We start from the raw sequence: 13,650 nt of genomic DNA on the forward strand, positions 1-13,650 counted from the left end.
GCCTGGGGCATGGACAGAATTTCTTCGAGATCGGATACCGACTTTTCGCCTTCCTGCAGGATGCAAAGGATCAGCAAGCGTGTCTCATGCGACAGCGCCTTGAGCATCTCGCTGGCCTTGCGCGCCTGCTTGAGGAGAGCTTCGGCTTCGGTCGAGTCCATGTTTTGCTTGAAACGTGGTAGGGCCATCGTTTGCTGTGCTCGTCGGTTAAAGGGCCAAAGCCATTAGATATCCGATTGTACCAGACATCCGGGTCAATACACGATTGGATACTGTGCTTCAAACCGAATATACAGTTTTCCTAATCGTTCGGCAATTGCGAGAGCATCTCGTCAAGCATCGGCCAGAAAAAATGATCGCCGGGATAACCGCGCAGGCGGGCGACTTCCCGGTCGTTGCTGATTAACACGAATGTCGGTGTAACACGTTCACGCGCGATGTGATCAAGGTCTTCGGGCCATTCATGAATATCAACACGGCGAAGAGGGGCCAGTTTTCCTTGTTCGGTGTTGGGGTAGGCTTCGCCGATTTCCTGATGCCAGCGCACACACCATGCGCATCCCTTCTGTTCAAGCATCAGCAATTCGGTCGCCAATGCAGAGCTAATCCACATCTGTGATGCGAAAAGCATGGCTGGGATGAGCCGGAACGCCCCGAAAATGTGCGGTTTTTTCATATGTCTGAATTCTACATAAAGTTATGATTGAATTATATATATGAAAAATACTATTCTTTGAACAGGCGCCGATAAACAAATTCCAAAATCAGATACCCACAGCGCCGGGAGGAACATGAATTGCTCGATATTGGTTTCGGCGCAGCCTTCCTTGCGGGGGTGTTGTCGTTCTTTACGCCATGTGTTTTGCCGATTGTGCCGCCATACCTTGCCTATCTGGCAGGGGTCAGTGTGGCGGATCTTGATGATCGTGCGGTCGCAAGTGCGAAGTCAAGCCAGGTGTTCTTTACGGCATTGGCCTTTGTCGCGGGTTTTAGCACGATTTTCATCGCACTCGGAGCGACAGCAAGCGTCATTGGCCAGTCACTGGCCAGCTATTTCGACATTTTATCGATAATTGCCGGGATGATGATTGCGATCATGGGCCTCCATTTTATGGGGGTTTTCCGAATATCGCTTTTGTATCGCGATGCGCGGGTCAATGTGGCGAAAAAGCCAGCGGGTCTTGTCGGGGCCTATGTGATGGGGCTTGCCTTTGCCTTTGGCTGGACACCGTGCGTGGGGCCGGCATTGGCCGCAATCCTGTTTGTTGCCGGGGCGGAAAGTACGGCATTGCGCGGGGCAGGGTTGCTTGCGGTTTATTCGCTGGGAATCGGTTTGCCCTTTGCGCTGGCGGGGCTTTTCGCCGGGCAATTCGTTGGCTGGTCCCGAAAATTCAAACGACACATGCACACTGTTGAGCGGGCGATGGGGATCTTGTTGGTGTTGACCGGTGTCTTGTTCATGACCGGGCAGATGTCGGCCATCGCCCAATGGTTGCTTGAGACTTTCCCTTCGCTTTCGACCCTCGGATAGGAGTTGCGTCATGAATATGCGTCATCTGCTGCTTGGAGTGCCTTTGGCAAAATATCTGGTCGCCGGTTTTCTGATGGTGAGTTGGTCACAAGGATCGCACGCGGAAACCGTGGGCGAAGATGGTCTTCACAAGCAAGACTGGTTTTCGATCACATTTCGCGACATTGCCGACGATATCGCGGCCGCCCGGGATGAAAACAAACGTCTGGTGATGATCTTTGAACAGCGCGGCTGCATCTATTGCGCCAAGATGCATACCGAACTGCTGAGCGATCCAGAGGTATCCGACTACATCAAGGAGAACTTCAAGGTCGTCCAATACAACATGTTTGGCGACGAAGAAGTGATTGATCTCGATGGCGACGTGCTGAGCGAGAAAACCGCCGCCCGCAAGTGGGACTATGTCTTTACCCCGACCATCGTTTTTTTGCCTGAAGAAGTCCCGGAAGACGGCAAGAATGCCGCCGAGGCTGCGGTTGCGACCATGCCCGGTGCGTTTGGCAAATGGACGTTCCTGAATATGTTTCGCTGGGTGAACGAGAAGGGCTACGAAACCGACGAGCACTTCCAGAAATATCATGCCCGCATCATTCAGAAGCTTCAGGAAGAGGGTCGTTTGGGGCGGTAACAACCCCTTGTAATGCGTGCATAATTGATATTTCAGAACATGAAACATTAAAAATATCATATTTATGTGTTGAATTAAAAGTTGAGTTTGAATAACTTGAACTAAAGGCGCCGTCAGAGCCGCCAGATGTCAGACCGGGGATGTTCATATGCCACACAGAGGGCAGGGGCATCGTCACAGGAGGAACCACAACGCCATGTCTTGGAAACCAAGAACCTTTCTTGCGTGCCTGATCGTTGGCCTTCCGGCCCTTGCCGCAGCTGATGCACTTGCACCTGCCGATGTCAAATTCGATGACATGTCTGTATCCCAGTCATTGACCAGCCAGCCGGGGGACCCGGAAAACGGGCGTAAGGTCTTTGCCAATCGTAGCCTTGGCAACTGTCTGGCATGTCACGCTGTCAAAGATCAAAGCGACCAGCTGTTCCACGGCGAAGTCGGGCCGCCTCTTGATGGTGCTGCCGACCGCTGGAGCGAGGGCGAACTTCGCGCCATCGTGGCTGATGCCAAAGAAGTTTTCTCCGAACAGACGGTTATGCCGGGTTTCTATTCGCTGAATGTCGGCATCAATGTCCGCGAAGATCTGGTCGGCAAAACAATCCTGACCGCGCAGGAAGTTGAAGATGTCGTGGCCTATTTGGCGACGCTCAAAGAATAACAACCACCGAGGAACCAAGATGAATCTCACACGACGCCAAATGCTTTGTGCATCGGTCGGTGCAGCTGCAGCCGGAGTGTTCGGCTTCTCGCTGTCCGCCTCTGCCGCGCCGGAAGCCACAGCCGAAAGCATCAAAAACTTTGCCGGTGGTAAAGAGCCTGCGATGGGTGGTGACCTGACCCTGACGACGCCCGAAATTGCCGAAAACGGCAACACCGTGCCGATCGAAGTGTCTGTGGCAAGCCCGATGACGGATGACGATTACGTTGAGTCGGTTGTCATCTATGCCGAAGGCAACCCCAACCCGGATGTCGCTGTATTCCACTTCACGCCAATGAGCGGTGCAGCCGAAGCGAAAACCCGCATGCGTCTTGCGAAAACCCAGAATGTGGTTGCGGTCGCAAAGACCAGCAAGGGCCAGGTTTTCATGGATAAAAAAGAAGTCAAAGTGACCATCGGTGGTTGCGGCGGCTGATCGGATCGGGAGAAAATCAAATGGACAATATCAAGCCGCGTGTAAAAGTGCCGAAATCCGCATCGGCTGGTGAGGTCATCACCATCAAGACCCTGATCAACCATCCGATGGAATCAGGTTTGCGCAAGGGCAAGGATGGCAAACTCATCCCGCGCCAGATCATCAACAAGTTCACTTGTGAATTCAACGGCAAGCCCGTGTTTTCCTGTGAACTCGAGCCGGCAATTTCCGCCAACCCCTATATCGAGTTTTCCGCCAAGGTTAACGAGGCTGGAACATTCAAGTTCAGCTGGTTGGATGATGACGGTTCTGTCTACGAGACTGAAAACAAGATCGCCATAAAATGATTCGGGACGGGTCCTTGATCCAGGTGATCACGGGCCCGCCACTGTATCGGGAGGGAATGTCTTGAGAAACCAAATCATAGCCAAAGCTGCTGCGGTTGCCATGACCGCACTTGTCCCGGGGATTGCGTTTGCCGGTGGGCCGGTTGACGATGAACTCGTCATCGACGGCGAAATCCAGATGATCACCCGGGCGGCACCGCCAGAAGGTCACCCGCTTGACGAGGTGCTGTCAGGTTGGCTGTATCGAACCGAAGAAACGCGTCTTTTGGAAACCGATACCTTTGAAAACCCCGGGATGCTTGAAGTGCAGGACGGTGCGGATCTTTGGAATACGGTTGACGGAAGTGCCGGTAAATCCTGCGCATCCTGTCATGGGGATGCCGAGGAAAGCATGGCTGGTGTCGGGGCAAGCTTCCCGAAGTGGGATGAAGCATCCAACCGCCCGATCAATGTGGAACTTCAGATCAACAAGTGCCGCACCGAAGAGATGGGGGCAGAGGCCTATAAGTTTGACGCCCCTGAACAGAAGGCGTTGACCGCCTATGTCAAACATCAGTCGTTGGGCACGCCGGTTGCCATCGATCTTGCCGAAGGGCACATGCAAAGCTGGTGGGAGAAGGGCAACGAGCTTTATTACACCCGGACCGGGCAGCTCAATCTTTCCTGTGCATCCTGTCATGAACAGAACAATGGCAACTACATTCGCGCCGACCATCTCAGTCAGGGCAATGTCAACGGGTTCCCGACCTATCGCCTGAAACAGGCTAGTCTGGTGTCACTGCATAACCGTTTTCGCGGTTGCATCCGTGATACCCGCGCGGAATTCCCGGCTGCGTTTTCTGACGAACTGATGGCGCTTGAGGTCTATGTGACCTGGCGTGGCACCGGCTTGTCCGTCGAGACACCGGCAGTTCGCCAATAGGACCCAAAAGTTACTACAGGGGTGATTGGCTTATCCTCCCGGTTGCCCCGCCTTTCTTCCTTTAAATGCCTCGGCCGCGTTGCCGAACAGGTGAATATTGCCCGGAGGCCACCAATAAATGTTTTCGCGCCGTGAATTTTTACAATGGGCTGCTGTGACCACCGCAGCGACCGGCTATATGGGCAGTTTGACCCGTGTGGCTGCCCAACAGCGTCTGACCCAAGACGACCTTTTGAAGTTTGACAGCAAAGGCAACATTACGCTTTTGCACTTCACCGATGTTCATGCCCAGCTAAAGCCGGTCTATTTCCGCCCGCCATCAGAAAACTACGGTGTCGGGGCGTTTGAAGGCATTCCGCCGCATCTGGTGGGTGAGGAATTCCTGTCCCACTTTGGGATACAGCGCGGCAGTCCGCTCGCCTATGCTCACACCATGGTCGATTATGTCGATATGGCGCGGACTTATGGGCGCCTTGGTGGTCTTGATCGCACCGCGACGCTGGTTAAGGCGATCCGCGCGGAACGCGGGGATAACAACGTTCTGTTCCTTGATGGTGGTGACACCTGGCAGGGGTCCTATACGTCGCTCAAGACCAATGGGCAGGACATGGTTGATTGCATGAAGCTGCTCAAACCGGATGCGATGGTCGGGCATTGGGAATTCACCTTTGGCGAAGACCGGGTCAAGGAGATCGTTGATGATCTTGGTTATCCGTTCCTGGCCAGCAACGTCTTTGACACAGAATGGGATGAACCGGTTTTCGAACATACCGCGTTCTATGAAACCGGTGGGCACAAGGTCGCGGTGATCGGGCAGGCCATGCCCTATACCCCGATTGCCAATCCGCGCTGGATGATCCCGAACTGGTCGTTTGGTATTCGCCCGGAAGTTATTCAAGCCAATGTCGACGCTGCGCGCGAGGCCGGGGCCGCTGTGGTCGTCCTGTTGTCGCATAACGGATTTGACGTGGACCAGAAACTGGCAACTGTTGTGAACGGCATTGATGTCATCCTGACCGGCCATACCCATGATGCCGTGCCCGAGGCGATCAAGATCGGTAACACGTTGCTTTTGTCATCGGGTTCACACGGTAAATATCTGGGGCGCGTTGATCTGGAAGTTAAAGACGGGCGCGTAACCGGTTATAATTCTGCACTTATTCCGGTGTTCTCGGATGTGATTGATCCCGATCCGGAAATGGCCGCCAAGATTGACGAGGTCCGCGCACCTTATGAGGCGGAGTGCAATCGTGTCATCGGTAAGACATCTGGTTTGCTGTATCGCCGCGGCAATTTCAACGGCACCTGGGATGACCTGATTTGTCAGGGGATCATGGAAGAACGAGATGCTGAGTTGGCATTCAGCCCGGGATTCCGTTGGGGCACGACATTGCTTCCGGGTGACGATATCACCATCGATGATCTTTATAACCAGACCAGTATGAATTACCCGTCGGTTTATCGTCTGGAGTTCACAGGCACGCAGATCAAGGAAATCCTCGAGGACGTTTGTGACAACCTGTTTAACAAGGATCCGTTCTTCCAACAGGGGGGTGACATGGTTCGTGTCGGTGGCATGGCCTATAGCTGCGCACCGAAGGAAAGTATCGGCAACCGTATCTCGAACATGACCATGATCAAGACTGGCGAGCCGATTGAAGCGGATCGCAGTTATGTCGTCGCCGGTTGGGCATCCGTCAACGAAGGCGTTGAAGGACCAGCGGTCTACGATCTGATGGAAAACTACATCACCCGCCACAAGGTCATTGATATTCCACGCAATGACACCGTGAAAGTGATTGGAATGAACTAGGCGAAATCACCTGGCCGGTTCCAATCACCGGGCAGGGCATTTTTCGCCTCAATATATATAAAATTTCGAATGTGTAGGGAGGGCACCAAGAGCCATGTCCAAACAACCTCAGAAAAATAAGAATTTTGTGCCAAGCCGGCGCAGCTTTCTTCAGGGTGGTTTAACAGCCGCCGGTGGGGCCGCGGTTGCCGCAATTGGTGGCGGTGCTGCGTTGGCGGCCGGAACCCCGGATCCGGCGATCACGGAACTCAAGGACTGGAACCAGTATTCCGGTCCGGGCGTGGATGCCGCACCTTATGGTGTGCCGTCACCGTTTGAAGCACATGTCGTACGTCGCGATGTGCCATGGCTGACCGCCGATCCGATATCGTCGATCAACTTCACACCGTTGCATGAACTTGACGGCATCATCACGCCCAATGGTCTTTGCTTTGAGCGTCATCACAGCGGGGTCGCCGAAGTGGACCCGGCCGAGCATCGCCTGATGATCAATGGTCTGGTCGACAAGCCGCTTGTCTTTACCATGCAGGATCTGATGCGTTTTCCGCGTGAAAACCGGGTTTATTTCCTTGAATGTGCGGCGAACTCTGGCATGGAGTGGCGTGGCGCGCAGCTTAATGGCTGCCAGTTTACCCACGGTATGCTGCATAACGTGATGTATACCGGCGTTCGCCTGCGCACACTTCTGGAAGAAGCCGGTGTCAAGCCAGCCGGGAAATGGATCCTGGCCGAAGGTGCCGATGCATCGGGTATGGGTCGTTCGATCCCGATTGAAAAGGCGCTCGATGACTGCCTGGTTGCTTTCAAAATGAATGGCGAGGCCCTGCGCCCCGAACAAGGATATCCGGTGCGCCTGTGCGTTCCGGGATGGGAAGGCAATATGTGGGTGAAATGGCTACGCCGGATCGAGGTCGGCGATAAGCCATGGCAGCTCCGCGAAGAGACGTCGAAATATACCGATCTTATGCCTGATGGCCGTGCCCGGCGCTTTACCTGGGCGATGGATGTCAAATCCGTCATCACCAATCCAAGCCCGCAGGCCCCGATCACCCATGGCCGCGGCCATACGATCATTACCGGCGTTGCATGGTCTGGCCATGGCAAGATCAAGCGCGTTGATGTGTCGATTGACGGTGGCCGCAACTGGCAGCATGCCCGGATTGACGGGCCGAGCCTTAGCCGGTCGCTGCATCGCTTCTATTACGAGTTCAACTGGGACGGATCACCGCTTTATCTGCAATCGCGTGCCATTGACGAACAGGGTTACGTCCAGCCGACAAAGGACGCCCTGCGCGCGGCACGCGGCGATAACTCGATCTATCACAATAATGGCATCCAGACCTGGTATCTGAAGTCGAACGGAGAGGCGGAAAATGTCGAAGTTTCTTAAGTTTACCGCAAGCATCGTTCTGCTTGGCGCAGCATGGGCAACCAATGCCAACGCGCAAGATGCAGATGCAGGCGAGAAGGTTTTCCGCAAATGTGCTGCCTGTCATGCCGTGGGTGAAGGGGCCAAAAACAAGGTTGGACCGGAACTCAATGAAATCTTCGGGCGCGTTGCCGGCTCGCTTGAGGATTTCAAATACTCCAAGGCGATGACCAAGGCCGGTGAAGAAGGTTTGGTTTGGGATCACGACAGTCTGACCGAATATCTGGCGAAACCGCGCGACTATGTCAAAGGTACGAAGATGGCCTTTGCCGGCCTGAAAAAGGACGACGAGATCGCCAATGTGATCGCCTATCTGGCAACCTTCTCGGAAAGTGCAGAGCAAGCCGCAGCGGAATCTGAGTCTGCACCGGCAGCAGCACCTGTTGAAACCGCATCTGCGGCGGAACCTGCTGTGAATGCAGCGGATGCAGTGATCCCTGAGCATGGCGTTTATCATCTTGGCCGCGAAGCACTGCCCGAAGAAATTGCAGCATGGGATATTGATGTTCGTCCGGACGGTGTCGGGCTACCTGTTGGCAGCGGTACTGTTGCCGATGGTGGCGTGCTCTATGATGAAAACTGCGCGGTGTGTCATGGCGTGTTTGGTGAAGGCGAGGGACGTTGGCCAGTATTATCGGGTGGCTTTGATACCCTGACGGCGGATCGTCCGGTCAAGACCATCGGGTCTTATTGGCCGTTCGCCTCGACGATTTTTGACTATGTCCATCGGGCAATGCCGTTTGGTAATGCCCGGTCGCTGAGTGCGGATCAGACCTACGCAATTACAGCTTACCTGTTGTATTTGAACGATATTGTCACAGAAGAAGACTTTGAGTTGTCCAACGAAACCTTCAGCGAGATTTCGTTGCCAAACGAAGAGAACTTCTATCCCGATGATCGTCTGGAAGAGGCAAATTTCGCGACCAATGTTGAACCCTGCATGGAAAATTGTGGCGACGGTCCGGCCGAGATCGTGATGCGCGCGCGTATTCTTGATGTCACGCCGGACGGTGATGAAGAAAACGGTGCCGGGGGGATTGATTAATGCGTGACTGTCACCGGANNTGACAGCGCGCGTGTTTCGGGTGCAGGGCATTGATAGGATCTGGCTGTGTATTGCGTTCGGGATCTTCTTGATCCCGACCTTTTCGTTTGCTGAGTCCGGTGTGGAGAAAACGACACCGGACATGCCATTGGGTGAGGCCATCGGGCAAGTATTGGCAATGCCCGGTGATGCGGATTATGGCGCTTATCTCGCAACAGAATGTGTGACGTGTCATCAGCGACAAGCTGCCAATCATGCGATCCCGGTGATCGACGGTTTGCCGCGCGAGTATTTTGTCGAGGCGATGCTGGAATACAAATACCGCCTGCGCGACAATTCAGTGATGCAGGCAATCATGACAAGCCTTGGTATGGAAGAATTGGCAGCGCTTGCGACCTATTTTTCGGCCAAGGAGTAGAGGTTGGAGTTTGTGAAACGTCGTTAATCAACGGATCAGGAACAAGAAAATGAGCAGTGTCACAAGGCGAACGTTCAACAAGTTTCTCGGCGCCGGTGCAGGTGCCATGGCAATGTCGGGCATTTTGCGCGCGCAAGGCCGCAAGAATGTCGTGATTGTTGGTGGCGGTGCCGGTGGGGCAACGGTGGCCCGTCATTTGGCGGAAAAGGCCGGTGGGGCAATCAACATCACCCTGATTGAGGATTCCGAGAAATACACGACCTGCTTTTTCTCCAACTTGTACCTTGGTGGCTATCGCGATTTTGCGTCGATCACGCATGGCTATGATCGACTGATCAATGATTATGGCATTCGCAAAGTAACAGCCCGGGCAGAAGAAATTGATCGCACAGCCCAGCAGGTGCGCACATCAACCGGGGAAACCATCCCCTATGACCGGCTGGTCCTGTCACCAGGTATTGATCTGATATTCGGTAGTGTTCCGGGATATTCGGCGGAGCTGGCGGAAATTGCCCCGCACGCCTGGCAGGCCGGGCCGCAGACACAATTGCTTAAATCAAAAATTGATGGCCTTAAAAACGGTGATCAGGTGGTGATGGTTGCGCCACCCAATCCGTATCGCTGTCCGCCCGGCCCGTATGAGCGTGTTTCAATGATTGCCCATACGCTTAAGGCACGCGGGCTCACTGACTGCACGATTGTTGTTCTTGATCCGAAGGAGAAATTCTCCAAACAGGGGCTTTTTGCGGAAGGGTGGGAGAAATACTATCCGGGCATGGTGGAATGGTACGGGCCCAATATCCACGGGGGTATCAAGGGTGTCGATGTCGAAGCCGGAGCAGTGGAGACCGATTTTGATACCTTTAGCGGTGCGTTGCTCAACATCATTCCGGCACAACAGGCCGGGAGCATTGCCATCAGTACGGGGCTTTCGGATGACAGCGGCTTCTGCCCGGTGGATGCCGAAAGCATGCGGTCCAAACGCGATCAGAACATCTTTGTCATCGGTGATGCGTCCATCGCAGGCGCCATGCCAAAGTCAGGATCTGCTGCCAATAGTCAGGCGAAAGTGGTAGTGATGCATCTGATGGCGGATCTGATGGATACGCGGGTCTTTCCAGCGCGTTATCTCAATACGTGCTGGAGCCTTGTCGAAACCAATGACGGGATCAAGGTCGGGGCGCAATATGGCAATGTTGACGGCGCGATCGCCAGCACTTCATCCTTTATCAGCCAACCCAATGAAAGTGCCGATGTCCGCCGGCATACATTTGAGGAATCTGTTGCCTGGTATGACGGGATCACCAAGGACATGTTTGGCTAATCAGACGAGAGAAGCGTCCGAAACAGATTAATCTTGCCGTGCGGCTTTCTTTTGCATGTGGCGTTGAAACCACTTGGCAAGGAGTGGCGCCAGCAACACGATCTCGAAAATGCGCACGATATGGTGAAAGGCGACAAAACTCGGTTCGACATTGAGGGCCAGCGCAATCAATGACATTTCAGCAACGCCACCCGGCGCAAAGGCCAGCAATACGGCAATGAAATCAAGATCCAGCCATTGCGATACGAACCATGCAACCCCACCGGTAAAGGCCAGGACAACAAAGGTTGCCAGCACCGAATAGCCCGTAAGACGGACAAGGACGGCGATCTTGACGCCCGAAAACCGGCTGCCGATGGCAGAGCCGAGGATCAACAGGCTTCCAGCAAGCAACCAGTCGGGCAGGTTACCTTCGACGATGCCCGATACGTGCAACACCATGCTAGCCGCCATCGCACCGGTCATATAGGCCGCCGGGATGTGCAGCTTGCGAAAGACCAGCACTGTGATGATCGCGCAACCGGCGGTCAAAAGGCCTTCATTCAGTGTCATTTGAACCGATTGACTATCGCCATGGCCATTTGCCACAACGCCCGTGATCATCAAAACAATCAGCGGTGCCGACATCACCAGCAGCAAAACACGCAAACCCTGCGTCAGGGCGATTTCCTGTTCATTGCCGCCAGCCGCGGCCCCAAGAACGACCATCGGTGTCAGGCCGCCCGGTGTCGCGGAAAACAGCGCTGTGGCTGGATCCAGGCGGGCAATGCGGGAATAGAACCAGGTGATCACGAATGTGATGATCGGAACATACAGCAGAACCGCGATCATGCTGATTGGCCACTTTGCAGCCTGATCAAGCGTATCGGGTGTAAAAGATGCGCCGAGAAAAATACCAATAACGCCAAGGATGCCAGAGCGAAACTGCATCGGCACACCCATCGGCACGCGCAGCAGGCTTGCGACAAACGTGGCAAGCATCGGGCCCATCATCCAGGCCAGAGGCATATTAATGAAATGGGCGATCAAGCCGCCAATAAGGCCAATCCCCAAAGCAATCGACAGTTTTTTGAAAAACTGGGGTGTCAAAACACCGGAAAGTCGGTTGATCCAATGGGCGCCTGAGCGACCATCCGGTGTTCTCGTCATTATGCTTCGGCCTTGTTCTTCTCGATTTGTTCAAGGAAGCCATCAATTGCGTTACGCAGTTTGGTCGCTTCGTCATTCAATGTGCTGGTGGCGCGCGTTACGTTTGCCGAACCGTTATGTACGCGGGCTGTTTCGTTATCCAGTGCACCAACCGCCTCGGCCACGGTCCGCATGCCACCATTTGCATCCTGAATGCTGTCGGAAATACCGGCTGTGGAGGCCTGTTGTTCTTCAACGGCGGCGGCGATGGCAGCGGCCGACTGATCCACCTCGCCAATCACATCGGCAACACCGTGCAAGGCATTGACCACGTTGTCGGTAAGGCCACGAATTTCTTCGACCTGACTTGCGATATCTTCGGTTGCGCGTGCAGTCTGGGAGGCGAGGTTTTTGACTTCGCCCGCGACCACGGCAAATCCCTTGCCGGCGTCACCGGCGCGTGCAGCCTCGATCGTGGCGTTCAGGGCAAGCAGGTTGGTCTGGTTGGCGATGTCTTCGATCAGGCTGACGATATCACCGATCCGTTGGGTGGCGTTGGTCAGTTGTTCAAACAGGGCGCGTGACTGTTCGCTTTCGGAACGTGCACGTCCGGCAACCTCGGCCGAGTTTTGGGCCTGTTGGCCGATTTCAGCAATGGCTTCGGACAAGCTCGCGGTCGTCTGGGAAACAGCTTCGATGTGATGAAGAACCTGCTCGGAATGCTGGTTGGCGTCGGCGGACCGTGCGCTGGCAAGGGTCGCGATCTGTTCCATGTCGCTGGCAGATCCGTTGAGCGAGCTGAATTCCTGATCAAAGCCGGAAAGGGCTTCCTGAACGACGCGCTGGAAATGGTTGGTGGCGTCGATCAGGTTTTGCTGGCGCTGTCTTTCAAGGCCACGCACGCGTTCGCGTTCCTGACGCAGGACTTCTGCCTCCTTGGACTGATCCCGCAGCACCATGACAGAGCGCGCGACCTTGCCGATCTCGTCAGCGCGTTGTCCACCGCGAACACTCACATCAAGATCGCCATTGGAAATTTGTTCGATCAACTCGGCAAGGTCGGTCATGGGCCGTGAAATGCGCCGGGAGACGAAGACCGACACAACAACCGCAACAACCACAACAATCAGTGCAACGATGACAAAGACACGCTGCAGGGCTTCGGCCTGCGCATAGGCATTGGCAAACGACGTGGTGGCAATTTCATGCGATTGGGCAAGGATATCGTTAAGCGGCGCCTGAAGGGCCTGGAAGGTTTCATCAGCCTGGGCAATGACTTCCAGCGCGCCATAGATGTTCATTTCGCTTTCAACAAGGAACTGGTTCACCTGTTCCATGTATTTCGCATAGTTCTCGGTAAAGGCATCACCACCCACAGCGGCAAGACGCTGGGCAAGGGGGGCGAGTTCTTCTTCGAGTTTGGCGACCTGTTCGCGCAGATCGGGCACAACAGCAGCATTAATGCCGTTGGAGTCCCAGGTCAGAATACGAAACAGCGATCCGTGCGCCTCGTTCAAGGCATTGCTGAGTGTCAACGCATCGGATCGCCGTTCATAGGCTTCAACGCGAAGGCTGGTAAGGGTGTCTTTCTCGCTTTCGAGGGTTGCCACAGTGGCAATCCCCATGGCGACAATGACGATCATCAGGAAGACCGGAACCAAAAGGGTTTTGGGACCAATCGACAGATTATCAAGAAACCGCATTACCAATATCCTTCACGTCGCTCAGAGGCCGATCTTAGAGTTCACCATCATTGGGAAGCGCTGATTTGCGGTTTGCCAACCAGCTGCGCAGATTGCCGATCAACGGGGCTGCAAGGAACAGAATGCTGATCAACAGGATCACCAGTGTGATCGGGCGTTCCCAAAGGAATGAAATTGAACCGTCACTAATGGCCAGTGCACGACGGAGGTTTTCCTCCATCATCTTGCC

At 54.5% G+C, this 13,650-nt stretch carries 15 protein-coding genes and 1 pseudogene; 11 read left to right on the plus strand and 5 right to left on the minus strand.

Features of this window, described 5'->3' with window-relative positions; all coding sequences use genetic code 11:
- The coding region (locus B3Z49_RS15295; RefSeq protein ID WP_296992509.1) for an ArsR family transcriptional regulator at positions 1-188 on the minus strand (188 nt) is incomplete at its 3' end.
- Between the two features lie 113 nt (positions 189-301).
- The gene (locus B3Z49_RS15300) at positions 302-631 is read right to left on the minus strand and encodes a transcriptional regulator (protein WP_296992435.1); all 330 of its coding nucleotides are present in this window, start codon (positions 629-631) and stop codon (positions 302-304) included.
- A 165-nt stretch (positions 632-796) separates the two neighbouring features.
- On the opposite strand from B3Z49_RS15300, the gene B3Z49_RS15305 reads away from it, so the two are divergent.
- From B3Z49_RS15305 to B3Z49_RS15355, 11 genes are all read left to right on the plus strand, one after another.
- The gene (locus B3Z49_RS15305; protein WP_296992437.1) at positions 797-1,531 is read left to right on the plus strand and encodes a cytochrome c biogenesis CcdA family protein; all 735 of its coding nucleotides are present in this window, start codon (positions 797-799) and stop codon (positions 1,529-1,531) included.
- A gap of 10 nt (positions 1,532-1,541) precedes the next feature.
- Positions 1,542-2,159 (plus strand): SoxW family protein, encoded by a 618-nt coding sequence (locus tag B3Z49_RS15310; RefSeq protein ID WP_296992439.1) that lies wholly within the window; start codon positions 1,542-1,544, stop codon positions 2,157-2,159.
- A 196-nt stretch (positions 2,160-2,355) separates the two neighbouring features.
- On the plus strand, positions 2,356-2,817 hold the full coding sequence (gene soxX / locus B3Z49_RS15315; protein WP_008891066.1) for a sulfur oxidation c-type cytochrome SoxX: 462 nt from the start codon (positions 2,356-2,358) through the stop codon (positions 2,815-2,817).
- A 19-nt stretch (positions 2,818-2,836) separates the two neighbouring features.
- Positions 2,837-3,292 carry a thiosulfate oxidation carrier protein SoxY gene (gene soxY / locus B3Z49_RS15320; RefSeq protein WP_296992442.1) on the plus strand — a complete coding sequence of 152 codons (456 nt, stop codon included), beginning with the start codon at positions 2,837-2,839 and terminating at the stop codon, positions 3,290-3,292.
- A 20-nt stretch (positions 3,293-3,312) separates the two neighbouring features.
- A complete protein-coding gene (gene soxZ / locus B3Z49_RS15325) occupies positions 3,313-3,639 on the plus strand; it encodes a thiosulfate oxidation carrier complex protein SoxZ (RefSeq protein ID WP_296992444.1) in 327 nt (108 codons plus the stop codon).
- 61 nt (positions 3,640-3,700) lie between these two features.
- On the plus strand, positions 3,701-4,561 hold the full coding sequence (soxA, locus tag B3Z49_RS15330) for a sulfur oxidation c-type cytochrome SoxA (RefSeq protein ID WP_008891063.1): 861 nt from the start codon (positions 3,701-3,703) through the stop codon (positions 4,559-4,561).
- 118 nt (positions 4,562-4,679) lie between these two features.
- Positions 4,680-6,374 (plus strand): thiosulfohydrolase SoxB, encoded by a 1,695-nt coding sequence (gene soxB, locus B3Z49_RS15335; RefSeq protein WP_296992447.1) that lies wholly within the window; start codon positions 4,680-4,682, stop codon positions 6,372-6,374.
- A 94-nt stretch (positions 6,375-6,468) separates the two neighbouring features.
- On the plus strand, positions 6,469-7,764 hold the full coding sequence (gene soxC / locus B3Z49_RS15340) for a sulfite dehydrogenase (RefSeq protein WP_296992449.1): 1,296 nt from the start codon (positions 6,469-6,471) through the stop codon (positions 7,762-7,764).
- Positions 7,748-8,848, plus strand: a complete 1,101-nt coding sequence (locus B3Z49_RS15345) for a c-type cytochrome (protein WP_296992451.1) — start codon at positions 7,748-7,750, stop codon at positions 8,846-8,848. Before soxC ends, B3Z49_RS15345 begins: the two co-directional genes overlap by 17 nt.
- A 142-nt stretch (positions 8,849-8,990) precedes the next feature.
- A complete protein-coding gene (locus B3Z49_RS15350; RefSeq protein ID WP_296992453.1) occupies positions 8,991-9,266 on the plus strand; it encodes a c-type cytochrome in 276 nt (91 codons plus the stop codon).
- A 49-nt stretch (positions 9,267-9,315) separates the two neighbouring features.
- Positions 9,316-10,590: an NAD(P)/FAD-dependent oxidoreductase gene (locus B3Z49_RS15355; protein WP_296992455.1), complete on the plus strand. Its 1,275-nt coding sequence runs from the start codon at positions 9,316-9,318 to the stop codon at positions 10,588-10,590.
- Positions 10,591-10,617: 27 nt separating this feature from the next.
- Here B3Z49_RS15355 and B3Z49_RS15360 read toward each other — a convergent pair whose 3' ends face one another.
- The 3 genes and pseudogenes from B3Z49_RS15360 to B3Z49_RS15370 all read right to left on the minus strand — a co-directional run.
- Entirely contained in the window at positions 10,618-11,739 is a 1,122-nt protein-coding gene (locus B3Z49_RS15360) for an AbrB family transcriptional regulator (RefSeq protein ID WP_296992456.1), read from the minus strand.
- A complete protein-coding gene (locus tag B3Z49_RS15365; protein WP_296992457.1) occupies positions 11,739-13,421 on the minus strand; it encodes a methyl-accepting chemotaxis protein in 1,683 nt (560 codons plus the stop codon). Before B3Z49_RS15365 ends, B3Z49_RS15360 begins: the two co-directional genes overlap by 1 nt.
- Before the next feature lie 34 nt (positions 13,422-13,455).
- Positions 13,456-13,650: pseudogene (locus tag B3Z49_RS15370) on the minus strand (tripartite tricarboxylate transporter permease); the annotation flags it as partial.

It is taken from the genome of Thalassospira sp. UBA1131 (assembly GCF_002311515.1).
Lineage (GTDB): Bacteria > Pseudomonadota > Alphaproteobacteria > Rhodospirillales > Thalassospiraceae > Thalassospira.

Coding starts and splice junctions, on each gene's coding strand:
- B3Z49_RS15300 (WP_296992435.1), bottom strand. CDS start 631: ATGCTTTTCGCATCACAGATGTGGATTAGCTCTGCATTGGCGACCGAA.
- B3Z49_RS15310 (WP_296992439.1), top strand. CDS start 1,542: ATGAATATGCGTCATCTGCTGCTTGGAGTGCCTTTGGCAAAATATCTG.
- soxX (WP_008891066.1), top strand. CDS start 2,356: ATGTCTTGGAAACCAAGAACCTTTCTTGCGTGCCTGATCGTTGGCCTT.
- soxY (WP_296992442.1), top strand. CDS start 2,837: ATGAATCTCACACGACGCCAAATGCTTTGTGCATCGGTCGGTGCAGCT.
- soxZ (WP_296992444.1), top strand. CDS start 3,313: ATGGACAATATCAAGCCGCGTGTAAAAGTGCCGAAATCCGCATCGGCT.
- soxB (WP_296992447.1), top strand. CDS start 4,680: ATGTTTTCGCGCCGTGAATTTTTACAATGGGCTGCTGTGACCACCGCA.
- soxC (WP_296992449.1), top strand. CDS start 6,469: ATGTCCAAACAACCTCAGAAAAATAAGAATTTTGTGCCAAGCCGGCGC.
- B3Z49_RS15345 (WP_296992451.1), top strand. CDS start 7,748: ATGTCGAAGTTTCTTAAGTTTACCGCAAGCATCGTTCTGCTTGGCGCA.
- B3Z49_RS15350 (WP_296992453.1), top strand. CDS start 8,991: ATGCCATTGGGTGAGGCCATCGGGCAAGTATTGGCAATGCCCGGTGAT.
- B3Z49_RS15355 (WP_296992455.1), top strand. CDS start 9,316: ATGAGCAGTGTCACAAGGCGAACGTTCAACAAGTTTCTCGGCGCCGGT.
- B3Z49_RS15360 (WP_296992456.1), bottom strand. CDS start 11,739: ATGACGAGAACACCGGATGGTCGCTCAGGCGCCCATTGGATCAACCGA.
- B3Z49_RS15365 (WP_296992457.1), bottom strand. CDS start 13,421: ATGCGGTTTCTTGATAATCTGTCGATTGGTCCCAAAACCCTTTTGGTT.